21 protein-coding genes are annotated in these 24,566 nt (G+C 55.9%); 5 read left to right on the forward strand and 16 right to left on the reverse strand.

Going from position 1 to position 24,566, the window contains the following annotated elements; genetic code table 11:
* Position 1 precedes the first annotated feature (1 nt).
* From F3I44_RS08830 to ilvI, 15 genes are all read right to left on the reverse strand, one after another.
* On the reverse strand, positions 2-922 hold the full coding sequence (locus F3I44_RS08830; protein WP_150010819.1) for a D-alanine--D-alanine ligase: 921 nt from the start codon (positions 920-922) through the stop codon (positions 2-4).
* Positions 912-2,390 (reverse strand): UDP-N-acetylmuramate--L-alanine ligase, encoded by a 1,479-nt coding sequence (gene murC, locus F3I44_RS08835; RefSeq protein ID WP_150010821.1) that lies wholly within the window; start codon positions 2,388-2,390, stop codon positions 912-914. Before murC ends, F3I44_RS08830 begins: the two co-directional genes overlap by 11 nt.
* A 70-nt stretch (positions 2,391-2,460) precedes the next feature.
* On the reverse strand, positions 2,461-3,519 hold the full coding sequence (gene murG / locus F3I44_RS08840; RefSeq protein ID WP_150010823.1) for an undecaprenyldiphospho-muramoylpentapeptide beta-N-acetylglucosaminyltransferase: 1,059 nt from the start codon (positions 3,517-3,519) through the stop codon (positions 2,461-2,463).
* Complete coding sequence (gene ftsW / locus F3I44_RS08845; protein ID WP_150010825.1) at positions 3,516-4,730, reverse strand: cell division protein FtsW; 1,215 nt, start codon at positions 4,728-4,730, stop codon at positions 3,516-3,518. Before ftsW ends, murG begins: the two co-directional genes overlap by 4 nt.
* A complete protein-coding gene (murD, locus tag F3I44_RS08850; protein WP_150010827.1) occupies positions 4,730-6,046 on the reverse strand; it encodes a UDP-N-acetylmuramoyl-L-alanine--D-glutamate ligase in 1,317 nt (438 codons plus the stop codon). Before murD ends, ftsW begins: the two co-directional genes overlap by 1 nt.
* 2 nt (positions 6,047-6,048) lie before the next feature.
* Positions 6,049-7,131 carry a phospho-N-acetylmuramoyl-pentapeptide-transferase gene (gene mraY / locus F3I44_RS08855; protein ID WP_013356763.1) on the reverse strand — a complete coding sequence of 361 codons (1,083 nt, stop codon included), beginning with the start codon at positions 7,129-7,131 and terminating at the stop codon, positions 6,049-6,051.
* Positions 7,125-8,483 carry a UDP-N-acetylmuramoyl-tripeptide--D-alanyl-D-alanine ligase gene (gene murF / locus F3I44_RS08860; RefSeq protein WP_150010829.1) on the reverse strand — a complete coding sequence of 453 codons (1,359 nt, stop codon included), beginning with the start codon at positions 8,481-8,483 and terminating at the stop codon, positions 7,125-7,127. Before murF ends, mraY begins: the two co-directional genes overlap by 7 nt.
* The gene (gene murE, locus F3I44_RS08865) at positions 8,480-9,967 is read right to left on the reverse strand and encodes a UDP-N-acetylmuramoyl-L-alanyl-D-glutamate--2,6-diaminopimelate ligase (RefSeq protein WP_150010831.1); all 1,488 of its coding nucleotides are present in this window, start codon (positions 9,965-9,967) and stop codon (positions 8,480-8,482) included. Before murE ends, murF begins: the two co-directional genes overlap by 4 nt.
* Complete coding sequence (locus F3I44_RS08870) at positions 9,954-11,723, reverse strand: peptidoglycan glycosyltransferase FtsI (RefSeq protein ID WP_150010833.1); 1,770 nt, start codon at positions 11,721-11,723, stop codon at positions 9,954-9,956. Before F3I44_RS08870 ends, murE begins: the two co-directional genes overlap by 14 nt.
* Positions 11,724-11,739: 16 nt before the next feature.
* The gene (ftsL, locus tag F3I44_RS08875) at positions 11,740-12,060 is read right to left on the reverse strand and encodes a cell division protein FtsL (RefSeq protein WP_003854764.1); all 321 of its coding nucleotides are present in this window, start codon (positions 12,058-12,060) and stop codon (positions 11,740-11,742) included.
* Positions 12,057-12,998 carry a 16S rRNA (cytosine(1402)-N(4))-methyltransferase RsmH gene (rsmH, locus tag F3I44_RS08880; protein ID WP_150010835.1) on the reverse strand — a complete coding sequence of 314 codons (942 nt, stop codon included), beginning with the start codon at positions 12,996-12,998 and terminating at the stop codon, positions 12,057-12,059. Before rsmH ends, ftsL begins: the two co-directional genes overlap by 4 nt.
* A gap of 2 nt (positions 12,999-13,000) precedes the next feature.
* Positions 13,001-13,459: a division/cell wall cluster transcriptional repressor MraZ gene (gene mraZ / locus F3I44_RS08885; protein WP_009092149.1), complete on the reverse strand. Its 459-nt coding sequence runs from the start codon at positions 13,457-13,459 to the stop codon at positions 13,001-13,003.
* A 494-nt stretch (positions 13,460-13,953) separates the two neighbouring features.
* On the reverse strand, positions 13,954-14,964 hold the full coding sequence (cra, locus tag F3I44_RS08890; protein ID WP_150010837.1) for a catabolite repressor/activator: 1,011 nt from the start codon (positions 14,962-14,964) through the stop codon (positions 13,954-13,956).
* Between the two features lie 196 nt (positions 14,965-15,160).
* Positions 15,161-15,652 carry an acetolactate synthase small subunit gene (gene ilvN, locus F3I44_RS08895; RefSeq protein ID WP_009092152.1) on the reverse strand — a complete coding sequence of 164 codons (492 nt, stop codon included), beginning with the start codon at positions 15,650-15,652 and terminating at the stop codon, positions 15,161-15,163.
* A 2-nt stretch (positions 15,653-15,654) separates the two neighbouring features.
* On the reverse strand, positions 15,655-17,376 hold the full coding sequence (gene ilvI / locus F3I44_RS08900) for an acetolactate synthase 3 large subunit (RefSeq protein WP_150010839.1): 1,722 nt from the start codon (positions 17,374-17,376) through the stop codon (positions 15,655-15,657).
* Between the two features lie 730 nt (positions 17,377-18,106).
* Between ilvI and leuL the strand changes: the two genes are divergently transcribed.
* The 5 genes from leuL (at position 18,107) to leuD (ending at position 22,957) form a co-directional block, all read left to right on the forward strand.
* Positions 18,107-18,190 (forward strand): leu operon leader peptide, encoded by an 84-nt coding sequence (gene leuL / locus F3I44_RS24240; protein WP_099257765.1) that lies wholly within the window; start codon positions 18,107-18,109, stop codon positions 18,188-18,190.
* A gap of 90 nt (positions 18,191-18,280) precedes the next feature.
* Positions 18,281-19,843 carry a 2-isopropylmalate synthase gene (gene leuA, locus F3I44_RS08910; RefSeq protein WP_150010841.1) on the forward strand — a complete coding sequence of 521 codons (1,563 nt, stop codon included), beginning with the start codon at positions 18,281-18,283 and terminating at the stop codon, positions 19,841-19,843.
* 2 nt (positions 19,844-19,845) lie between these two features.
* The gene (leuB, locus tag F3I44_RS08915; RefSeq protein WP_098051507.1) at positions 19,846-20,937 is read left to right on the forward strand and encodes a 3-isopropylmalate dehydrogenase; all 1,092 of its coding nucleotides are present in this window, start codon (positions 19,846-19,848) and stop codon (positions 20,935-20,937) included.
* A 4-nt stretch (positions 20,938-20,941) separates the two neighbouring features.
* Positions 20,942-22,348 carry a 3-isopropylmalate dehydratase large subunit gene (leuC, locus tag F3I44_RS08920; protein ID WP_150010843.1) on the forward strand — a complete coding sequence of 469 codons (1,407 nt, stop codon included), beginning with the start codon at positions 20,942-20,944 and terminating at the stop codon, positions 22,346-22,348.
* 3 nt (positions 22,349-22,351) lie between these two features.
* Positions 22,352-22,957, forward strand: a complete 606-nt coding sequence (gene leuD / locus F3I44_RS08925) for a 3-isopropylmalate dehydratase small subunit (protein ID WP_003854779.1) — start codon at positions 22,352-22,354, stop codon at positions 22,955-22,957.
* Positions 22,958-23,190: 233 nt separating this feature from the next.
* Here leuD and F3I44_RS08930 read toward each other — a convergent pair whose 3' ends face one another.
* Entirely contained in the window at positions 23,191-24,369 is a 1,179-nt protein-coding gene (locus F3I44_RS08930; RefSeq protein WP_150010845.1) for an MFS transporter, read from the reverse strand.
* Positions 24,370-24,566: the final 197 nt, after the last annotated feature.

Below are 24,566 nucleotides of genomic sequence, written 5' to 3' on the forward strand. Positions count from 1 at the left end.
ATCAGTCGGCCAGCTCCAGAATATGGGCAACCAGCTGCGGGAAACGCATGCCCGCCTGTTTCGCTGCCATAGGAACCAGACTGTGGCTGGTCATGCCCGGCGAGGTATTGGCTTCCAGTAGCTGGAAATTCCCTGCCTCATCCGTCATCACATCAACCCGTCCCCAGCCACGACAGCCCAGTGCACGCCAGGCCGCCAGCACCAGCTGCTGTAATTCAGCTTCACGTTCAGCGCTCAAATCGGCCGGACAGACGTACTGAGTATCGTCAGAAATGTATTTAGCTTCATAGTCATAGAACTCACTGGCGCTCTTTATTTCAATTGAGGGCAGAATACGATCACCCACAATCGCGACGGTATACTCTGCGCCGCTGAGAAACGCCTCGACCAGTACGTCATTGTCGTGCTTAAACGCCATTTTCAGTGCGGCAGGCAGCGCGCTCAGCTCGTTAACCCGGCTGATTCCCACACTGGAGCCTTCGCAGGCTGGCTTAACAAACAGTGGCAGACCCAGTGCTGTAATGGCCGCGTTGCTCTCTGCATCCAGCCCGCCATCAAACTGCTGACGCGTCAGCCAGACAAACTTTCCTGACGGTAATCCGCGCCCCTGCCACAGCAGTTTGGTGCGCAACTTATCCATGGTCACCGCGGATGCCATCACGCCGCTGCCAGTGTAAGGCAGTTGCAGAAACTCCAGCACGGCCTGCATCGTGCCATCTTCACCGCCCCGGCCATGCAGCGCGATAAAGGCTTTGGTAAAGCCCTGCTCTTTCAGCGTCAGCACCGACACATCACGGGTATCGACGCCATGCGCATCGATGCCCATTTCACGCAGTCCGGCGACGACGGCCTGACCCGAGTTCAGCGAAACCTCACGCTCTGCTGAGGTGCCGCCCATTAATACGGCAACTTTATCCGCCATGACGATCCTCCGCTTTGCGTTCCGGCTGGAGCTTAGTCTCCGCCAGCTTGCGGGCAACCTTGCCGACGTTACCGGCACCCTGTACCAGAATCAGGTCATTACCTGACAGCAGCGGTGCCAGCATCTCCGGCAGCGCGTCATGTTCCGGCACCAGAATCGGATCAACCTTGCCCCGGTTACGAATGGCACGGCACAGCGAACGGCTGTCGGCACCCGGAATCGCGGTTTCACCTGCGGAGTACACATCCAGCATCAGCAACACATCAACATGCGACAGCACGTTGGCGAAATCATCAAACAGATCGCGGGTGCGGCTGTAACGGTGCGGCTGAAACACCATCACCAGTTTTTTATCCGGCCAGCCTGCGCGCGCGGCTTTAATCGTCGCGTCCACTTCGGTGGGATGATGACCGTAATCATCTACCAGCATTGCACTGCCCGGCTGTCCGTTGACCGGCTCTGTCGGGAATTCACCCAGCACATCAAAGCGACGACCCGTCCCCTGGAAACTCTCCAGCGCAGCCAGGATGGCATTGTCTTCAATGCCCTCTTCAGTGGCGACGGCGACCGCTGCCGCCGCGTTCAGGGCGTTGTGGCGACCCGGCGCGTTCAGCGTAATCTGCAGCGGCGCTTTATCCTGACGGATCAGGGTGAAATGCCCCTGCGCGCCACTCTGCTCATAATTTTCAATGCGCAGGTCAGCATCGTCACTGAAACCGTACGTGGTGATATGACGTCCCACACGCGGTATCAGATCACGGATGACCGCATCGTCCACACACATCACCGCCCGACCGTAAAACGGCAGGTTATGCAGGAAGTTAATAAACGTCTGCTTCAGGTTCTCAAAATCGCCCTGATAGGTGTCCATATGGTCAGCTTCGATGTTGGTCACAATCGCCACCATCGGCTGCAGATGCAGAAACGACGCATCGCTCTCATCTGCTTCGGCAATCAGATAGCGGCTGTTACCCAGACGCGCATGCGTACCTGCTGCTTTAACCAGACCGCCGTTAACGAAGGTCGGATCAAGACCCGCTTCCGCATAAATACTCGACACCATCGCCGTAGTGGTCGTTTTGCCATGCGTACCCGCAACGGCGATGCCGTGACGGAAACGCATGAGTTCAGCCAGCATCTCCGCGCGACGGATCACTGGGATACGCTGCTCACGTGCTGCCACCAGTTCCGGGTTATCCTGCGATACGGCGCTTGAGACGACGACGACGCTGGCATCGGTCACATTTTCGGGGCGATGGTTAAAATAAATGGTGGCACCCAGCGCGATCAGGTTCTGCGTCACCGGGTTAGGGGCCAGATCTGAACCGCTGATATGGTAGCCTTCATTTGCTAACACTTCGGCAATACCGCCCATGCCAGCACCACCGATGCCGACAAAGTGGATGTGCCGGACGCGACGCATCTCGGGCACGATAGAACGCAGTTTTGCCAATTGTTGTGTATTCATCGCTCTCAGTTACCTGCTATTTCAGTTTGTACCCACTCCGGGTACAGGTCAGCCACGCTGACCGGAATGATTACTTTGCGGCGCGAGCCACTTCCAGAGCGACCCGTTCAGTCGCATCGGGGATCGCTACCTGACGGGCCTGCTCAGCCATCGTCAGCAGTGTTGCGCGATCCCAGTGGCGTAGCAGATCCGCTACAGCCTCCGCAGTAAACTGCGGCTGCTCAAAAATTCTGGCGGCCCCCGCTTTTTCCAGCGGCAGCGCGTTCCAGTACTGCTGGCGATCTTTGTGCTGAAACGGCACGAAAATCGCCGGTAAACCTGCGGCAGCGACTTCACTCACGGTTAACGCGCCGGAGCGGCACACCACTACATCGGCCCAGGCGTAGGCGGCAGCCATGTCATCAATAAACTCAGTGACCTTATGCTGCGTCTGTCCGGCCTGCTGATACGCTTTCTCTGTTTCGGGCTGTGCACCTTTACCGGTCTGATGCCACAGGGTGATCTCATCACCCACCAGCGCCGCAATCTGCGGCAGCGTCTGATTCAGTATTCGCGCCCCCTGACTGCCGCCAATCACCAGTACCCGAACCGGGCCATGACGATCTGCCAGACGTTGCGCGGGCAAAGGCAGAGCCAGAACATCAGTACGCACCGGATTCCCCACCACATCGGCGGCGGGAAACGCGCCCGGAAACGCCTGCAAAACTTTGGTGGCGATTTTCGCCAGCCATTTATTAGTCAGCCCGGCGATCCCATTCTGCTCATGCAGCACCACAGGAATACCACAGCTCCACGCCGCTAAGCCACCAGGGCCGGAAACGTAGCCGCCCATACCCAGCACTACATCCGGTTGCCAGGCTTTCATGATGCGACGCGCCTGACGCCAGGCATTGAAGATGCGCAGCGGTGCCAGCAGCAGCGCTTTCATGCCTTTCCCGCGTAACCCGCTGATGCGGATGAAGTCGATGTCGATGCCATGCTTTGGCACCAGATCGGCTTCCATGCGGTCGGCGGTGCCTAACCAGCGAACCTGCCAGCCCTGTTCCATCAGATGATGGGCGACAGCCAGACCGGGAAAGACATGTCCGCCGGTTCCGCCTGCCATCACCATCAATCGCTTACCGCTCATCGACCACCTCGGGTAAACGCCTGCGCTTTCGCCAGGCGCGTTTCATAATCTATGCGTAATAAAAAGACGATGGCGGTCGACATAATGATCAGACTCGAACCACCGTAACTGATCAGCGGTAAGGTCAGGCCTTTGGTCGGTAACATACCGGCTGCAGCCCCGACGTTAACCAGCGCCTGGAAGCTGAACCAGACACCGATTGAACAGGCCAAAAAGCCGGAAAAACGCTGATCCAGTTCCAGAGCACGACGGCCAATCGACATCGCACGAAAAGCGACGAAGAATACCATTAAAAGTGCCAGCACCACACCGACATAGCCGAGTTCTTCCCCGATAATGGCGAAAATAAAGTCGGTGTGCGCTTCCGGCAGATATTCCAGCTTTTGCACCGAGTTACCGAGTCCCTGCCCCCAGAATTCCCCGCGACCAAATGCCATCAGAGACTGCGTCAGCTGGTAGCCACTACCAAAGGGATCTTCCCACGGGTTCCAGAACGAGGTCACACGGCGCATACGATAAGGTTCGGCAATAATCAGCAGAATTACCGCAAAAATACCGGAGCCGATGATGGCCATGAACTGCCACAGTTTGGCTCCCGCCAGGAACAGCATCGCCAGGGTGGTGACAAACAGCACCACCACCGTACCCAGGTCCGGCTGCGCCAGCAGTAACACCGCCAGCACGACCATCACGCCCATCGGCTTACAGAAGCCCCAGAAGTTGTTACGCACCTCTTCCACTTTGCGCACCAGGTAACTGGCGAGATAGCAGAACAGGGAGAGTTTCGACAGCTCAGCAGGCTGGATACGCAACGGACCCAGGGCGATCCAGCGCGATGCACCATTAACCGAGCTACCGACCACCAGAACAATCAGCAGCATGACAATCGTGACCATAAGCATCACATTGCTATAGCGCTGCCAGAAATCCATCGGTACCCGCAGCGTAACCAGCGCCATACCTAAAGCCAGCACGATGTAAAACGCATCACGCTTCGCAAAGTAAAAGAGATCGTCATTCAGACGCTGCCCCACTGGCATAGAGGCTGAGGTCACCATCACAAAACCAATCACCGCCAGGCCCAGCGTCAGCCATAACAGCGTGCGGTCATAGAGCACCAGTGAAGTGTCATCACTTTCGCGTGCGCCCATGACCCAATCTTTCAGGCGTCCTGAGAAATAGTGAGCCAGTCCGGTGCCAGGAATACGCATCAGCTCAGCTCCTTCGCCAGTTGCGCGAACTGATCGCCGCGCTGCTCAAAGTTACGGAACTGGTCAAGGCTGGCACAGGCGGGCGACAGCAGAACCATATCGCCTGCTTTGACCTGCGGCGCGATCTGCTCCATCGCCTGTCGCATCGTTTCCGTGCGCACAGCGATGTCAGGACGCAGCGCTGCCAGCGCATCGCCGTCGCGGCCAAAACAGTAGATACGCACATTGTCACCCTGCAGCCAGGGAATCAGCGGCGTAAAATCGGCTGATTTGCCATCACCGCCCATCAGCAGCCATAAAGTGCCTGTTACCTGCAGGCCATTCAGCGCCGCTTCGGTGCTGCCGACGTTGGTCGCTTTGGAGTCATTAATCCAGCGCACACCCTGGTGTTCATGGACCAGCTGGAAGCGATGCGCCAGACCGTTAAATTGCGTTAAGGCCGCGAGGCTGGAGGCGCGTGGCAGACCGACCGCATCGGCCAGCGCCAGCGCGGCCAGTGCGTTGGTGTAGTTATGCTGTCCCACCATCTTCATTTCAGCGGTGTTCAGGACTTTCTCGCCTTTCACCCGTAGCCAGATACTGCCCTGCTGCTTGTTAAGGTGGTAGTCACCGAAATCGACACCAAAGCTGACACAGCGCTTATCCGCACCTCGAACCGGCATCGTCAGCGCATCATCGGCGTTAACGATGCAGGTCTGCGCGTTCTCGTAAACCCGCAGCTTGGCGGCACGATACTGCTGCATACCCAGCGGATAGCGATCCATATGATCTTCGGTAACATTAAGCACGGTTGCCGCAGCCGCTTTCAGGCTGTGCGTGGTCTCAAGCTGGAAGCTGGAGAGTTCCAGGACATAAAGCTGGGCCGGTGATTGCAGCAGACTTAGCGCGGGCAGACCGATATTGCCGCCGACGCCTGCCTGCCAGCCTGCGGCTTTCGCCATTTCACCCACCAGCGTGGTCACGGTGCTTTTGCCGTTGGAACCGGTAATTGCCACGATGGGTGCCTGCGCCTCGCGGCAGAACAGCTCAATGTCACCGACGATTTCAATTCCGGCTTCAACCGCTTCGCTGAGAATCGGATGCGCCAGCGCAACGCCTGGGCTGGCAACAATCAGATCGGCCGCCAGTAACCAGTCACCATTAATGCCGCCCAGATGGCGTTCAACCTGCCCGGGTAATTTATCCAGCCCCGGCGGCGAGACACGGGTGTCCATCACGCGAGGCGTGACGCCCTGCGCTAAAAAGAAATCAACACAGGAGAGACCGGTCAGGCCCAGCCCGATGATGACGACTTTTCTACCCCGATAGTCAGCCATGATTAACGCACCTTCAGCGTAGCCAGGCCAATCAGCACCAGCATTAGCGAAATAATCCAGAAGCGAACGATAACGCGCGGTTCCGGCCAGCCCTTAAGTTCATAGTGGTGATGGATCGGTGCCATGCGAAAAATACGCTGGCCGCGCAACTTGAACGATCCCACCTGCAGGATCACCGACAGCGTTTCAACCACAAATACGCCGCCCATGATCACCAGTAAAAATTCCTGACGCAGTAACACCGCGATGGTGCCCAGCGCGCCGCCTAACGCCAGCGAGCCGACGTCGCCCATAAAGACCTGAGCCGGATAGGTGTTGAACCACAGGAAGCCCAGCCCTGCCCCGACGATAGCGGTACAGACAATCACCAGCTCACCGGCGTGACGCAGATAGGGAATATGAAGGTATTCAGCAAACTTCACGTTACCGGTTGCCCAGGCAACCAGCGCGAAGCCCGCAGCGACAAAGACGGTTGGCATAATCGCCAGCCCATCCAGCCCATCGGTCAGATTGACCGCGTTACCCGTTCCGACAATCACAAAGTAGGCAAGTAGCACATAAAAGAGGCCAAGCTGCGGCATGATGTCTTTGAAAAACGGCACGACCAGTTGAGTCGCGGGAGTATCTTTGCCCGCCGCATAAAGTCCGAACGCCACACCCAGTGAAATCACCGACATCCAGAAATATTTCCAGCGGGCGATCAGGCCTTTCGTGTCTTTACGCACCACTTTACGGTAGTCATCGACAAAGCCGATGATGCCGAAGCCGACCAGCACGAACAGCACGCACCAGACATAGGGGTTCGACGGATAGGCCCACATCAGCACCGAAATAGTGATGGAGGTCAGAATCATAATGCCGCCCATGGTAGGCGTCCCGCGCTTACTGAAGTGCGATTCCGGGCCATCGTTACGGACGACCTGGCCAATCTGTAATTTCTGCAGCCAGGCGATCAGGCGCGGCCCCATCCAGAGTGAGATAAATAATGCGGTCAGCAGGCTGACAATGGCGCGAAACGTCAGATAGGAAAAGACGTTGAAGCCCGAATAAAAAGCGACCAGATGCTCGGCCAGCCAAACTAACATGTTCCTTTCTCCTTTAAGCTCTGTACTACCTGCTCCATGGCGGCACTACGTGAACCTTTTATCAGGACGGTAATTTCTGAGTGTTGGGACAACAATTCTCGCAAACGTTCAGTCAGCGCCGTCTTATCGCTGAAATGTTCACCAACTCCACTGCTTTCACTGATGAATTGACTGAATTTTCCACAGGTCAGTACGCGGTTAAGGCCTGCTTCGCGTGCCGCTTCGCCAATTTCGCGGTGGCATTTTTCAGTCTCCTCACCCAGTTCCGCCATATCACCCGCCACCAGCACCCGGTAGCCTGGCATCTCTGACAGGACCTGTACGGCGGCGGTCATCGATCCGACGTTAGCGTTGTAGCTATCATCCAGCAGCAGCTGATGCGCAGAGAGACGTACCGGGAACAGGCGACCTGGCACCGACTGCAAATTTTTCAGTCCCTGCTGAACGGCGCTAAGCGGCGCATCCACCGACAGGGCCAGTGCCGCCGCCGCCAGAGCGTTAGCGATGTTATGACGGCCCGGCAACGGCAGTACGATCTCAACCGTGCCGCGCGGTGTGTTCATCACAAAATGGGTGCCATCCTGCGCAATGCGGATATCACGGGCGGAGAAATCACACTCAGCCGCCTGCGGCGAGAAGCGCCACACGGTTTTGTCCTGCAGCGTGGTCTGCCAGTTTGGCCAGTCGTTGCTCTCCTGGTTGAGAATGGCAATGCCGTGAGCCGGCAGGCCCTGGAAGATCTCACCTTTCGCTTTAGCGACACCGGCCAGTGAGCCAAAACCCTCCAGATGTGCCGCGGCCAGATTATTCACCAGCGCACTTTCCGGTTTAACCAGGTCAGTGGTGTAGGCGATTTCGCCCTGATGATTAGCCCCCAGCTCGATAACCGCGTACTGATGTTCTGCGGTCAGGCGTAGCAACGTCATCGGTACGCCATAATCGTTGTTGAGATTGCCTGCGGTGTAGAGCGTCTCGCCACACTGACGCAAAATCGCTGCGGTCATCTCTTTAACCGAGGTTTTGCCGGAGGAGCCGGTCAGCGCGACTACGCGGGCGGTCGACTGCTGACGAACCCAGGCACCCAGTTGGCCAAAGGCAACCCGGGTATCCTCAACCACTACCTGAGGCACCGCCACAGGTAAATGCTTACTCACCAGCAGCGCCTGTGCCCCATTAGCAATGGCATCTCCGGCGAAGTCATGTGCATCAAAGCGTTCGCCCACCAGTGCGACAAACAGGCTGTCCGCCGTCACTTTGCGGGTATCGGTGGTCACATCATTCAGGGTTAAATCGCTGCCGTGCAGCGTGCCACCGGTAATTTCCGCCAGGGTCTTTAATGAAACCGGAATCATGCTGCGCCTCCCAGCAGTGCCGCTACCGTGGCACGATCGGAGTAGTCGAGACGACGGTTGCCGATGATCTGATAATCTTCATGGCCTTTGCCCGCCACCAGCACGATATCGTCAGGCTGTGCCTGCATAATGGCGTTAGTGACCGCTTGCGCACGACCTGATACCACGCGGGCGCGGCCCGGTTCGAGCAAACCAGTCAGAATGTCTTTTACTATCGCCTGCGGATCTTCGCTGCGCGGATTGTCGTCGGTAATCACCACCACATCCGCATATTGCTCAGCAATCGCACCCATTAACGGGCGTTTGCCTTTGTCACGGTCCCCGCCGCAGCCAAACAGGCACCACAGTTTTCCTTTGCAGTGCAGACGTGCCGCTTCCAACGCTTTTTCCAGCGCATCCGGCGTGTGGGCATAGTCCACCACGACCGTCGGTTTTCCTGCAGCGCTGAACACTTCCATACGCCCGTTAACCGGCTGTAACCGTGGTGCAACGCTTACCAGCGCCGCCAGCGGATAATCCAGTGACAGCAGGGTCGCCAGTGCCAGCAGCAGATTGCTGACGTTGAACGCGCCCATCAGCGGGCTGTCGATTTCACCGTTACCCCAGCCTGAGCTGAAACGGATATGCGCACCGTTGTCGTGATACTCCACCGCATCGGCTTTCAGCCAGCGGCCATGGCAGCCCGGCTGGAGGTTGTCTTCCATGGTGATGGCAACCGCATCAGGTAAGCGCGCCAGCCAGCGACGGCCGACTTCATCATCAGCGTTAAGAATCGCCTGTCCGACCTGATGCTCAGAAAACAGCAACCATTTGGCCGACTCATAGCCCGACATATCACCGTGGTAATCGAGGTGATCGCGACTGAGGTTGGTGAAGACCGCAGCGGCAAACGGCAGTGCCGCAACGCGATGCTGCACCAGACCGTGTGACGAGACTTCCATCGCGGTCAGGGTCGCCCCTTTTTCAGCGAGCTCGTACAGCATATGCTGAACGTCCACTGCTGAACCGGTCGTATTTTCTGCAGCAACTAAGTGACCCACCAGCCCGTTGCCGACGGTGCCCATCACCGCACTGGTCTCACCCAGCAGCGTCGCCCACTGGGCCAGCAGCTGGGTGGTCGTGGTTTTACCGTTGGTGCCGGTGACGCCAATCAGCGTCTGCTTCTCGCCCGGCTGCTGGTAAAACCGGCCTGCTAAGGCCGAAAGGCGCTGATTCAACTGCGCCAGATAGATTACCGGTACGCCGTGCATTTCACGGATTTCACCGTCGACCGCTTCACCCTCAGCTTCAGCCACTACGGCGGCAACGCCCTGCGCAATCGCCTGCGGAATGAAACGGCGTCCATCGACCTGATGGCCCGCAACAGCGACAAACAGATCGCCAGACGCCGCCATACGGCTATCCAGGGTCATGTCGCGCAGTGGGCGCGCCGGCGCGCCTGGCACCCAGGGGCCGAGTAAATCGCGCAGGTTACGATCTGTCACTTGATTCCTCACTTCTGTTAGTCACCAACTCATTCCTGTCATTGGTCGTCGGTAATGCGTCCGGCTCGATGTTCATGGTGCGCAGTACGCCGCCCATGATGGCACCAAAGACCGGTGCAGAAACCGCACCGCCGTAATACTTGCCGGCCTGGGGATCGTTGATCACCACCACCAGCGCGAATCGGGGATGACTGGCAGGTGCCACGCCTGCGGTATAAGCAATATATTTATTGACGTAGCGTCCGTCCGGTCCGACTTTTTTCGCCGTACCGGTTTTTATCGCAATGCGATAACCCTTAATTGCCGCTTTAACGCCACCGCCACCGGGCAGTGCCACGCTTTCCATCATGTGCATCACAGTTTTCACCAGTGACTCATCGAAAACGCGTTGTCCCGCGACGGGCGGATCCACTTTGGTAATCGACAGCGGACGGTTGATGCCATAGCTGCCAATCGTTGCGTAGACTCGCGCTAACTGTAACGGCGTTACCATTAGCCCGTAGCCGAAAGAGAAGGTGGCCCTCTCTATGTCAGACCACCGTTGTTTTTTAGGGTATAAGCCACTGCTTTCCCCGACCAGCCCCAAATTGGTCGGTTTGCCCAGTCCAAAGCGCGCGTAAGTTTCTACCAGCGCTGAGGAAGGCATCGCTAACGCCAGACGTGAAACACCGACGTTACTCGACTTCTGTAAAACCCCTGTCAGGGTCAATTCGTTGTAGCGCGCCACATCTTTGATCTCATGACCATTGACGCGGTACGGCACGGTATTCAGGACGCTGTTCTCTCTGACCACGCCGCGCTGCAGCGCCGTCATCACCACCATCGGCTTGACGGTTGAGCCAGGCTCGAAGATGTCGGTGATGGCGCGGTTGCGCATCAGATCTTTGGAGGTGTTACTGAGATTGTTCGGGTTGTAAGCCGGGCTGTTAGCCATCGCCAGCACTTCACCGGTGTTCACATCCACCAGCACCGCTGTGCCCGACTCTGCTTTGTTGAACGCCACTGCATTATTCAGTTCGCGGTAAACCAGCGCCTGTAACCGCTCATCAATGCTCAGGGTCAGGTTATGGGCGGCGCGACTGTCTACAGACGAGATATCTTCGATGACCCGGCCATAGCGATCTTTACGCACCGTTCGTTCGCCCGGCGAACCGGTCAGCCACTTATCAAAGCTCTTCTCGATGCCTTCAATGCCCTGTCCATCGATATTGGTAAAGCCAATCAGATGGGAGGTGACCTGCCCGGCAGGGTAGTAACGACGCGACTCTTCGCGCAGATGAATACCGGGAAGTTTGAGTTTTTTAACGTACTCGCCGATGGCCGGATTGACCTGGCGCGCCAGATAGACAAAGCGGCCTTTAGGATTGGCATTGACGCGGGCCGCCAGTTGATCAAGCGGAATAGAGAGCGCATCAGACAGCGCTTTCCAGCGGCTGTCCAGCGTTACACCACCACCGGCATGCAGCTCTTTTGGATCAGCCCAGATGGCATTAACCGGTACACTAACTGCCAGTGGGCGGCCAGCGCGATCGCTGATCATCCCGCGTGAAGTCGGCACGGCCTGAACACGCAGCGAGCGCAGATCGCCTTCTTTCACCAGCTTGCCCGGATTGATCACCTGCAGCCAGGCCACACGCGACAGCAAACCACCCAGCGCCAGTAAAATACAGCCGCACAGCAACGCAAAACGCCAGCTTACAAAGCTGGCTTTATCTTCCGGTTTCTTTAACTTCAGCGTTCTACCTGTGCCGCTCATTCGCTATCTGAAATCCTTATTTCTGCACCACGATATTTTCTTGTGAAGGATCAACGTGCTGCAGCTGCAGCTTCTCAGTGGCGATGCGTTCAACCCGGCTATGGTCGCCCAGCGCATTCTCTTCCAGAATCAGGTTGCGCCACTCGATATCCAGCGCATCACGCTCCAGCACCAGCTGTTCGCGCTGCGCGGTCAGCAGTCGTGTTTTATGGGTGGTGGTGACCACCAGCACGGCAGACACCACCACTGCGATCAGCAACAGCACCGGAATCTTGCCTTTTCGCAGCAAATCCCCGCCGATGACGGCGGGCAGACTGTGGCGCTCATTACCGATCATGCGTCGGTTTTCTCCGCGATACGTAATACCGAACTGCGCGCACGCGGATTCTCAGAGACTTCAGCGTCACCCGGCGACATCTTGCCAAGCAGCTTCAGCTCACGCCCGCCCAGGGCTCGCAGCTGCTGTTCAGTCATCGGTATCCCGGCAGGCACCTGTGGCCCGCGACTCTGATCGCGCATGAAGCGCTTCACCAGCCGATCTTCCAGTGAATGGAAGCTGATGACAGAGAGGCGACCCTGTGGTGCCAGTACCTCAATCGCCCCTTTTAGCGCAATATCGATCTCTTCCAGTTCGCTGTTAATCCAGATACGAATTGCCTGGAAGCTGCGTGTAGCCGGATGCTTAAACTTATCTTTCACCGGCATGGCGACAGAGATAACTTCAGCCAGCTCCCGGGTGCGGGTCATCGGCTGTTCACGATTGCGCTCGACAATGGCCCGGGCAATACGTTTAGAGAATCGCTCTTCACCGTAGGTCTTCAGGACGAAAGCGATATCCGCTTCTTCCGCGTGCAGCAACCATTCTGCGGCGGAATGACCGCGCGAAGGGTCCATTCGCATATCAAGCGGTCCGTCACGCATAAAGGAGAAGCCGCGTTCGGCATCATCCAGTTGCGGTGATGACACCCCCAGATCGAGTAAAATGCCGTCAATTTTTCCGACTAAATCCCGTTCAGCGACATACTCTGCCAGTGCGGAAAAAGGGCCATGAATAATTGAAAAACGCGGGTCAGTGATCTCCGCAGCAGCGGCGATAGCTTGCGGATCGCGATCGATAGCGATCAGCCTTCCCTTCTCTCCCAGTTGCGAAAGAATAAGGCGTGAATGACCACCGCGGCCAAAAGTGCCGTCAATGTAGATACCGTCTTCCCTGATATTGAGGCCGTTAACCGCCTCATCCAACAGTACGGTGGTATGTTTGAAATTTTCCTGCATAGCTATAGCGACAAGTCCTGCAACCGCTCAGATAAAGGCTCCTGAGCCGACTGTTCTGCGTCAATATCGTCCCTGACTTGTTGATACCAGGTCTGTTCATCCCACAGCTCAAACTTGTTGAACTGTCCAACCAGCATCACTTCTTTGGTTAATTTTGCATGCTGCCGAAGCGTATTTGCCAGCAGCAGGCGGCCTGCATTGTCCATCTGACATTCACTGGCATGGCCCAACAGCAAACGCTGCACGCGACGCTCAAGTGGATTCATACTGGAAAGACGTGCCAGCTTTTTTTCAATGATTTCCCATTCGGGCAGGGTATAAAGCAACAGGCATGGCTGGTGGAGGTCGATGGTACAGACCATCTGCCCCTGAGACTCCCCAATCAGCAAATCGCGATATCGCGTGGGTACGGCGAGCCGCCCTTTGCTGTCGAGATTGACTAACGTTGCTCCGCGGAACATGCCAGTCTCTCCTCCTGGTCACCCATTTACGCCACTTTATCCCACTTTTTACCACGAAACGAGTTTAAGGATCCCATGAAATCCTTGTCAAGCCGGAGCGGTAGTTGAATATCACTCTTTACAGAGCGCGAAATTAATCTCTGGCGACGATATAAACGAATAAAAAGGGAAAATAAAAATTAAGCCAATGAATACCTGAATAAAAATAAGAACCCGGGAAAAAACGACTAAAAATGAAACAATGTGAAGCGCTGAATATTTACCAGCGTTTCTGAGACGGCGGCGGCATTTTAGGGGATTTCCGAAAGGAAGCACAGCAGCTTCAGGCCAGACGGGGCAGGAAGTTTGTTGAAGTTGTAAGCAGATAATAAAAATAAGCCTGTCGACTTTGTTAGATTTGATGAGCAGAATTTACGCTTTTTTACGTCGACCTGTTTATTTAATCAGTACATCATGTAAATAAAATGGGCGGGCAGCGTAATACTGCCCGTTTTTCATTTAACTTTTCTGCTTAATTGTCCGCGACGGTATAAATTACGACGAATGCGGGTTAAACCCGGTTTCGGTTTTCTGGGTTCATCTAAAGAGGCTAAAACTAATTCCAGTACGCGTTCTGCCACGTCACGATGACGCTGACCCACCGCCAGGACCGGACACTCAAGAAAGTCCAGTAATTCGTGGTCGCCAAAGGTGGCAATGGCCAGCTCGGTCGGCAACCTTCCGTCACGTTTCAGCGTCACATCCATGACACCCTGCAGCAGACCAAAAGAGGTGGTAAAAAGCGCCTCCGGCATCGGGTGATCTTCAAGGTATTTTTCAAACAGCGCAGCAGCGGCTGTGCGTTCGAAGCTGTTGCAGTAGATATAGTCAATCGGGCGGGTATCGTCTTTCCAGGCATCGCGGAACCCCATCTCCCGCAGGAAACTCACTGAGAGCTCAGGTAACGCGCCAAGGAACAGCACATTTTTAACCTCAAGCTGACGCAATTCAGCGGCCAGCGTCTGTGCATCATCCTGATCGGCACCCACTACGCTGGTGAAATGTTCACGATCCAGCGCGCGGTCTAACGCGATAATCGGCAGGGGATCGTTGATCCAGCGCTGATAAAAGGGATGTTCTGGCGGTAACGAGGTAGAGACGATTATCGCATCGACCTGCCGCTGTAACAGATGTTCAATGCAGCGCATCTCGTTATCAGGCTGATCTTCCGAACAGGCAATCAGCAGCTGATAGCCACGCTGTCGCGCCTGTCGCTCCAGATAGTTCGCAATACGGGTATAGCTGGTATTTTCCAGATCGGGAATGACTAACCCAATAGAGCGCGTTCGCCCGGCGCGCAGCCCGGCAGCCACCGCATTAGGGTGATAATTATGCTCACGTACCACCGCCATGACTTTCTCAACGGTTTTGTCGCTGACACGATACTGCCGCGCTTTGCCATTGATCACATAACTGGCCGTGGTGCGCGATACGCCTGCCAGACGCGCAATTTCATCCAGTTTCACGATAATCCCACCATCAAATACGCTTTAACGGCAAAAATAGCCGCAGTTAAGCTATGGATAACTTATGACTCTCATCTAACAGCAGAAAAGTGCGCGGAGCAACCGCTTTTCTGAATGTAACTCGCCTGGCGCATAAAAAATAAAAAAACCCGGCATTTCGCCGGGTTAGGTGAGAATTGATGATGACGCAGCGTGATTAACGCATGATGCGATCGCCACGTGAAACGCCCACGATACCGGAGCGTGCCACTTCAACAATTTCGGCAACCTCGCGAACGCTATTCAGGAAGGCGTCCAGTTTGTCACTGGTGCCTGCCAGCTGAACCGTGTACAGCGTCGGCGTCACGTCGATAATCTGACCGCGGAAGATCTCGGCGTTACGTTTTACCTCTTCACGGCCATAACCGCTGGCCTGAATCTTCACCAGCATAATTTCGCGCTCAACATAGGCGCCCTGCCCCAGCTCGGTCACGCGCAATACATCCACCAGCTTGTGCAGCTGCTTTTCAATCTGCTCCAGTACCTTCTGATCGCCCACCGTCTGAATGGTCATCCGCGACAGTGTCGGATCGTCGGTCGGTGCCACGGTCAGGCTTTCAATGTTATAGCCGCGCTGCGAAAACAGACCGACGACACGGGATAATGCGCCGGATTCGTTCTCCAGCAGAACTGATAAAATGCGACGCATAATTATGTCCTCTCCGTTTTGCTTAACCACATCTCATCCATGCTGCCACCGCGAATCTGCATAGGGTAAACGTGCTCGCTACCGTCAACGGTGACATCCACAAACACCAGACGTCCTTTCGCCAGCATTTCCAGCGCCAGCGTCAGCTTCTCTTCCAGCTCAGCCGGGTGCTCAATCGCGATGCCGACATGTCCATAGGCTTCCGCCAGACGCACGAAGTCAGGCAGCGATTCCATATAAGACTGGGAGTGACGACCGGAATAGATCATATCCTGCCACTGCTTCACCATGCCCAGCACCCTGTTATTCAGGTTTAGCACCAGCACCGGCAAATCGTACTGCAGCGCGGTAGAGAGCTCCTGAATGTTCATCTGGATACTGCCATCGCCCGTTACACAGATCACGGTCTCTTCCGGCAGCGCCATCTTCACGCCCAGCGCTGCGGGCAGACCAAAGCCCATGGTGCCGAGACCGCCAGAGTTAATCCAGCGGCGCGGTTTGTCGAAAGGATAATAGAGTGCAGCAAACATCTGATGCTGACCCACATCCGAGGTGACGTACGCATCGCCTTTGGTCAGACGGCTGATGGTTTCAATCACGGCCTGCGGCTTGATTTTGTCGCTGGTGCGATCAAATTCCAGGCAGTGACGACTGCGCCAGCCTTCGATCGCCTGCCACCAGTCATGCAGGCTCTCAGCACGCTGGCTTTCACTTTGCGCCAGCAACTCCAGCATCTGCTGCAGTACCTGTTTCGCATCGCCCACAATCGGAATATCCGCCGCTACGGTTTTGGAGATAGAGGTCGGGTCGATATCGATGTGCATCACCGTGGCGTTGGGACAATATTTCGCCAGGTTGTTAGTGGTGCGATCATCAAAGCGAACACCGATACCAAAAATCAGATCGGTATTGTGCATCGTCATGTTGGCTTCGTACGTGCCGTGCATACCGAGCATGCCGACGCACTGACGGTGGGTGCCCGGGAACGCGCCCAGCCCCATCAGCGAAGTTGTCACCGGAATATTCAGGCTTTCGGCCAGCTGCAACAGTTCTGCTTCGCAGCCTGCGGTGATGGCACCGCCACCCGCGTAAATCACCGGCTTCTTCGCGGCCAGCAAGGTGGTCAACGCGCGCTTAATCTGCCCTTTGTGGCCCTGAATGGTCGGGTTATAAGAACGCATACTTACCGAATCCGGCCAGTGATAAGGCAGTTTATTAGCCGGGTTAAGAATATCTTTTGGCAGGTCGATCACCACCGGTCCCGGACGTCCGCTGGAGGCCAGCCAGAACGCCTTTTTCAGTACGGTTGGGATCTCTTCGGTGCTTTTCACCAGGAAGCTGTGCTTCACCACCGGTCGAGAGATGCCAACCATATCGCACTCCTGAAAGGCGTCATAGCCAATCAGCGACGAGGGAACCTGACCCGACAGGATCACCAGAGGAATCGAGTCCATATAGGCGGTGGCGATACCGGTAATCGCATTGGTTGCACCGGGTCCTGAGGTGACCAGCACCACGCCGACTTCACCAGTAGCGCGCGCCAGGCCGTCAGCCATATGCACCGCGCCCTGCTCATGACGCACCAGAATGTGATCGATACCCCCGACGGTTTGCAGCGCATCATAGATATCTAAGACTGCGCCACCCGGATAACCGAATACCTGCTTAACGCCCTGATCGATTAACGAGCGGACGACCATTTCGGCTCCTGACAACATCTCCATCTTCTGCCTCCAGGCTTGAGGACCCGGCCCGGTTACGACGCCCGCTGGTACGTAACACGTTGCCCTGGTGCCTGCTTTGCCAATCAAAATCTTATGTTTATGCACGACAGCGAAAACATGTGCCGCTGTCCTGTTACAGAGAAATCTGTTGAGTTCATTGTTCTGAGAGTAGGTCAATTACCATAACCGCAGTTAACCGGGCAGGCAAACCGTAAACCCGCGTAAATTAAAAGGCCGGGACATAAAGGCTCTGCCTGATAAGAATTGGCTGCGCGGATTAAACTAATTACGTCGCAGAACCGCAGAGGAAAATGCTGGGTCCGAAATTATTTTCAGCGTGATCTAAGAAATAACGAAAACTTATTACCGGCTGCAATAGCCCACAATCGCCTGACACTTTTCTTTTCTGGCGTAATTAACCAGTAAATCAATGAAATGCATTGGATTATGCTAACCGACAGGTGATAAATGCTGTGCCACCCCAGAGCGCAAGAAAAATAAATCCTTTTAATTTCAATAAAATAAATTCAAAAGTCGACAACCAGACCCCGCATTCTGGCGCTGATGGCCTCTGCCGAGACTGAGGCGCTGTTCATTACGCTGCCTGACCGGTAAATAACAGAATATCTTCCTTCATCGTCCCGGAGAATACCCCTGCATTGAAGGTTGACATCCCTGAGCGATTCCAGTACCAATATGTACAGCACAATATTTTATAAGGTTTGAATCCATGTTTCGTTCTGTTCGCCTTCTCGGTCTACTACTAAACGCACTCAGCTTGCGCGGTAGACTTGTGGGCGGAATCAAACACTGATTCAAACCTGCTGAAAGTTAAAAACCCGCGCCTGTCGCGGGTTTTTTTATGCTCGTTGCCAGGCCCGAAAAAAGCAAAAGGATGAATACGATGAGCCAGCAAGTCATTATTTTCGATACCACTCTGCGCGATGGTGAGCAGGCATTACAGGCCAGCCTGAGTGTGAAAGAAAAATTGCAGATTGCCTTAGCGCTGGAGCGTATGGGCGTGGATGTGATGGAAGTGGGTTTCCCGGTCTCCTCACCCGGCGATTTTGAATCCGTACAGACCATTGCGCGCACCATCAAAAACAGCCGGGTCTGCGGTCTGGCCCGCTGTGTGGAAAAGGATATTGATGCGGCGTACGAATCACTGCGCGTTGCCGAAGCCTTCCGTATTCATACCTTTATCGCTACCTCACCGATGCATATCGCCACCAAACTGCGCAGCACGCTGCCAGAAGTGATTGAGCGTGCGGTGCATATGGTGAAGCGTGCACGTAACTACACCAGTGACGTTGAGTTCTCCTGTGAAGATGGCGGCCGTACGCCAATTGATGACCTGTGCCGGATGGTTGAAGCGACGATTAACGCCGGTGCAACCACCATCAACATCCCGGATACCGTTGGCTATACCCTGCCAGGCGAATATGCTCACATCATCAGTGAGCTGATGAACCGTGTTCCCAACATCGACAAAGCGATTATCTCTGTCCACACCCACGACGACCTGGGGATGGCAACCGGTAACGCCCTGGCTGCCGTTCAGGCTGGTGCACGTCAGGTTGAAGGCACAATGAATGGCCTGGGTGAACGTGCCGGTAACTGTGCGCTGGAAGAGGTGATCATGGCGCTCAAAACCCGTCAGCAGATCATGAACGTGCATACCACAATCAATCATCAGGAGATCTATCGCACCAGCCAGATGGTCAGCCAGATCTGCAACATGCCGATTCCGGCTAACAAGGCAGTCGTTGGTTCCAACGCCTTCGCCCACTCCTCCGGCATTCATCAGGATGGCGTGCTGAAGAATCGCGAGAACTATGAAATCCTGACGCCAGAGTCGATTGGCTTACACAAAATCCAGCTGAACCTGACCTCACGCTCAGGCCGTGCGGCAGTAAAACATCGTATGGAAGAGATGGGCTATGCAGAGCAGGATTACAATCTGGATGCCCTGTATGACGCCTTCCTGAAACTGGCTGACAAAAAAGGTCAGGTCTTCGATTACGACCTGGAAGCGCTGGCCTTCATCAACAAACAGAATGAAGAGCCGGAGCACTTCCAGCTGCACGAATTTAACGTCCAGACCGGTTCCAGCATGACTGCTACCGCCTCAGTGAACCTGGGCTGCGGTGATGTTGCTAAATCGGATGCCGCTACCGGTAACGGTCCGGTTGATGCGGTCTATCAGGCGATTAACCGCATCACGCAGTTTGACGCTGAGCTGGTTAACTACAAGCTGACCGCGAAAGGCCACGGCGAAAACGCGCTGGGTCAGGTCGATATCGTTGTGAGCTACAACGGCCGTAAATTCCACGGCATTGGTCTCGCGACCGATATTGTCGAGTCCTCTGCGAAAGCGATGGTCAATGCCCTGAACAATATCTGGCGTGCCCGTCAGGTTGAACAAGAATTGCAGCGCAAATTTAAAGATCAGAAGGAAACTGTATAACTATGTCCACCTCCTCTCATATCGCAGTTTTACCCGGCGACGGTATCGGTCCGGAAGTGATGGCCCAGGCGATGAAAGTGCTCGATGCCATTCGTCAGCGCTTTGATATGCAGATTACCACCCAGGAATATGCGGTCGGCGGCATTGCTATCGATCAGCACGGCGAACCCCTGCCGCCCGCAACTGTTGCAGGCTGCGAGCAGGCCGACGCGATCCTGTTTGGCTCCGTTGGCGGTCCGAAGTGGGAGCATTTACCCCCCGCATCACAGCCGGAACGCGGTGCACTGCTGCCGCTGCGCAAGCATTTTAAGCTGTTCAGTAACCTGCGTCCGGCGGCGCTCTATAGCGGATTGGAAGCCTTCTGCCCGCTGCGCGCCGACATCGCCGCGAAAGGCTTCGACATTCTGTGCGTGCGTGAACTGACCGGCGGCATCTATTTTGGTCAGCCGAAAGGACGCGAAGGCAGCGGCCCGGAAGAGCGTGCCTTTGATACCGAGGTCTATCACCGTTTCGAAATTGAGCGCATCGCCCGTATCGCGTTTGAGTCTGCGCGTAAACGCCGCAATAAAGTGACCTCGGTGGACAAAGCCAACGTCCTGCAGACTTCAGTCATGTGGCGTGAAATCGTTAATGAAGTGGCGAAAGAGTATCCGGACGTGCAGTTGAGCCACATCTATATCGACAACGCGACCATGCAGCTGATCAAAGACCCGTCGCAGTTTGACGTGCTGCTCTGCTCCAACCTGTTCGGTGACATTCTGTCTGATGAGTGCGCCATGATCACTGGCTCAATGGGTATGCTGCCGTCCGCCAGCCTGAATGAAGCGGGCTTCGGCCTGTTCGAACCGGCGGGTGGTTCAGCACCGGATATCGCCGGACAGAACATTGCTAACCCGGTCGCCCAGATTCTGTCGCTGTCATTACTGCTGCGTTACAGCCTGAATGCCGATGCCGCTGCCGACAGTATCGAGCGCGCCATCAGCCGTGCGCTGGAACAGGGCTACCGTACCAAAGATTTAGCCGGTGATGGCCCTGCGGTCAGCACAGATGAGATGGGCAGCATCATTGCCCGCTTTATCGCCGAGGAAAAATAAAAAAATGAAAACCTTATACCAGAAGTTATTTGATGCACATGTCGTCCACGAAGCGCCGAACGAAACGCCGTTACTCTATATCGATCGCCACCTGATCCATGAAGTCACCTCGCCACAGGCTTTTGATGGTCTGCGCGCACACGGACGCAAGGTGCGTCAGCCGGGCAAAACCTTTGCCACCATGGATCACAACGTCTCTACCCAGACCAAAGACATTAATGCGTCGGGCGAGATGGCGCGGATTCAGATGCAGGAGCTGATGAAGAACTGCGAAGAATTTGGCGTACAGCTGTATGACCTGAATCATCCATTCCAGGGCATCGTCCACGTTATCGGTCCTGAGCAGGGTATGACGCTGCCAGGCATGACCATTGTATGCGGTGACTCGCACACCGCCACCCACGGCGCGTTTGGCTCACTGGCCTTTGGTATCGGCACCTCCGAAGTAGAGCATGTGTTTGCGACTCAGACTCTGAAACAGGGTCGGGCGAAAACCATGAAGATTGAAGTGCTGGGCCAGGCATCAACCGGCATTACCGCCAAAGATATCGTGCTGGCGATCATCGGTAAAACCGGCAGCGCAGGCGGCACCGGCTATGTGGTTGAGTTCTGCGGCCCGGCGATTCAGGCGCTGAGCATGGAAGGTCGTATGACCCTGTGCAACATGGCGATTGAGATGGGTGCGAAAGCGGGTCTGGTGGCACCGGATGACACTACCTTCAACTACCTGAAAGGTCGTCAGTTCTCACCGCAGGGCGAGAAATGGGAGCAGGCCGTTGAATACTGGCGCACCCTGAAGTCAGATGAAGGCGCGAAGTATGATGCGGTAGTGACGCTGCATGCTGAAGAGATTGCACCGCAGGTCACCTGGGGCACCAACCCGGGTCAGGTGATTGCCGTTGATCAGGTGATCCCGAACCCGGCCTCATTCGCCGATCCGGTTGAGCGCGCCTCCGCGGAAAAAGCGCTGGCGTATATGAATCTGCAGCCAGGCATCAAACTGACCGATGTTGCGATTGATAAAGTGTTTATCGGCTCCTGCACCAACTCGCGCATTGAAGATCTGCGTGCCGCCGCCGCTATCGCCAAAGGCCGCAAAGTCGCGCCTGGCGTGGTCGCGATGGTGGTGCCAGGTTCCGGCCCGGTAAAAGCGCAGGCTGAAGCGGAAGGTCTGGATAAAATCTTCCTGGAGGCGGGCTTCGAATGGCGTCTGCCAGGCTGCTCAATGTGTCTGGCGATGAACAATGACCGCCTGAATCCGGGCGAGCGCTGTGCCTCAACCAGCAACCGTAACTTTGAAGGTCGTCAGGGCCGTGGTGGACGTACCCATCTGGTCAGCCCGGCGATGGCCGCGGCGGCTGCCGTGACCGGCCACTTTGCCGACATCCGTGAACTGACGACAGGAGCTTAAGTCATGGCGAATAAATTTACTCAGCACACCGGCATTGTTGCGCCGCTGGATGCCGCGAACGTCGATACGGACGCGATCATTCCCAAGCAGTTTTTGCAGAAGGTCACCCGCACCGGTTTCGGTCAGCATCTGTTCCATGACTGGCGCTTTGAAGATGACGCCGGTACGGTGCCGACGCCCGGCTTTGTGCTGAACAAGCCAGAGTTCAAAGGCACCAGCATCCTGCTGGCACGCGAGAACTTTGGCTGCGGCTCATCACGTGAGCATGCGCCCTGGGCGCTGACCGATTTCGGTTTCCACGTGGTGATTGCGCCGAGCTTCGCGGATATCTTTTACGGTAACAGCTTTAACAACCAACTGCTGCCGGTGAAATTAAGCGAAGAGGAAGTGGATGAGCTGTTCCGGCTGGTTGCGGCTCAGCCAGGCATCAGCTTTACGGTCGATCTGGAAGCGCAGACGGTCACGGCGGGCGATAAAGTCTATCCGTTTGAACTCGACAGCTTCCGCCGCCACTGCATGATCAACGGCCTCGACAGCATCGGTCTGACGCTGCAGCATGAAGCGTCTATTTCGCAGTATGAGCAGAATCAGCCCGCATTCCTGCGCTGATTGCGTTAAAGAAGGCCTAATCAGGCAGCAACGATTAAGTTTAACGCGCAGGGAACACGGGCAGAGGAGGAAAGCGTCCCGCGCCATGGACGGCGCGGGCCGAGCGGCCAGGGATTGGCTTAAGCGACTTTCCGATCTGACCGTGTTCCCTGAGCAGGCTCGATATCACAGATGGCTGGGCCAGATTTTTTGAGTAACTTCAAATAAGGGCGACATCCGGTCGCCCTTCTCTTTTATACGTCGCGCACCCGCGCCGACATCACCAGCGCCACAATCGCCAGCCCGAATGCCAGCCAGTAAACCGCCTCATGCCCCAGCCGCTCACTCAGCGTTCCCTGAATCACCCCGGCCAGAATCATGCCGGTCGAGATCGAGTTAGTGAACATTGTGGTCGCCGCGCCGGGCCGCCCGGGCATCAGATCCTGGAACCACAGCATGCCGATACCCGCAATAATCCCGACAAATACCGCGTTAAACAGCTGCAATACCATCAGCGAGGTGCGGGAATTGAACAGCACCAGCCCCAGATAAAACAGGACGCCGGCGGCTACCGCAATCAGCATTAACCTGCGCTTACCGATGCGACGCGCGTAATGTCCCGCCAGCAGCATCACCGGAATCTCCAGCCCGGCCGCCGTCCCCATCAGCAGACCGGCCAGCTTCTCCGGCAGCCCCAGCGTGGTGCTGATATAGAGCGGCATATCGATGATATACATCGTGTTGCAGGTCCACATCACGACGGAGGCGATGAAGAGCAACCGCACATCCCGATCGCGCCAGCCGCTTATCGGTAGCCCGCCGCTTTGCATCAGCGGCTGCGTGCGTGGCACAGACGGCAGCGTGAACCAGACCAGCAGGATACAGATCAGAAACAGTGCGGCAGCCACCATAAACAGCGTCACAAAACCGTAGTTCAGCGCCAGCGCGAAGGACAGCGGTGGCCCGATTACCCACGCCAGCGACAGCTGCGCACGCATCACCGAACTGAACATCACCGCTTCACGCGCTGACTGATCGGCATACTCCCGCGCCAGCGCAAACAGCTGAGGCATAGAGACGCTGGCCAGCGCCGACAGCAGCACACCCAGCGTCAGCAGGGTCAGATAGTGGCGGGTAAAGGCAAACAGCAGCGCATTCACCAGCGCCATCAGGCAGCAAAAGAGAATGATATGACGACGATCGCCGACGCTGTCTGAGCGCTTAGCCACCAGCATACTCACCACGATACCGGCCACCGCATTGATGGTAAAAAACAGCCCGACCCAGAAGGGCCGCGCCTGCACCTCGCGCGTCAGAAACAGGCTGAGCGTCGGTGCCTGTAATGCGCCCGCGATACCCAGCATGAACGAGGCGACCATAAAAGCGAGGTAAACCGGATTGATGCGGCGCTGCCGCGTTAACAGCGATTTCATAGCGAAATCCCTTTCAGAACAAACAGAGGGGAAAAAGAAGGGTAGACGATACCGCGCAACATGAAAAAAGCCAGCAGAGATCATCTGCTGGCGGTGTAAATGCACCCTACTCAGAAAAGCACTCCACTGAACAGCGAAGTGAGGGTCGAACGCCATTCATTGCTGAATGCCTCCCGCTCTTCCCATAGCGCAAAGTT

The sequence above is a fragment of the Pantoea sp. F_5 genome, from assembly GCF_008631595.1.
In the GTDB taxonomy this organism is placed as follows: domain Bacteria; phylum Pseudomonadota; class Gammaproteobacteria; order Enterobacterales; family Enterobacteriaceae; genus Pantoea; species Pantoea gossypiicola.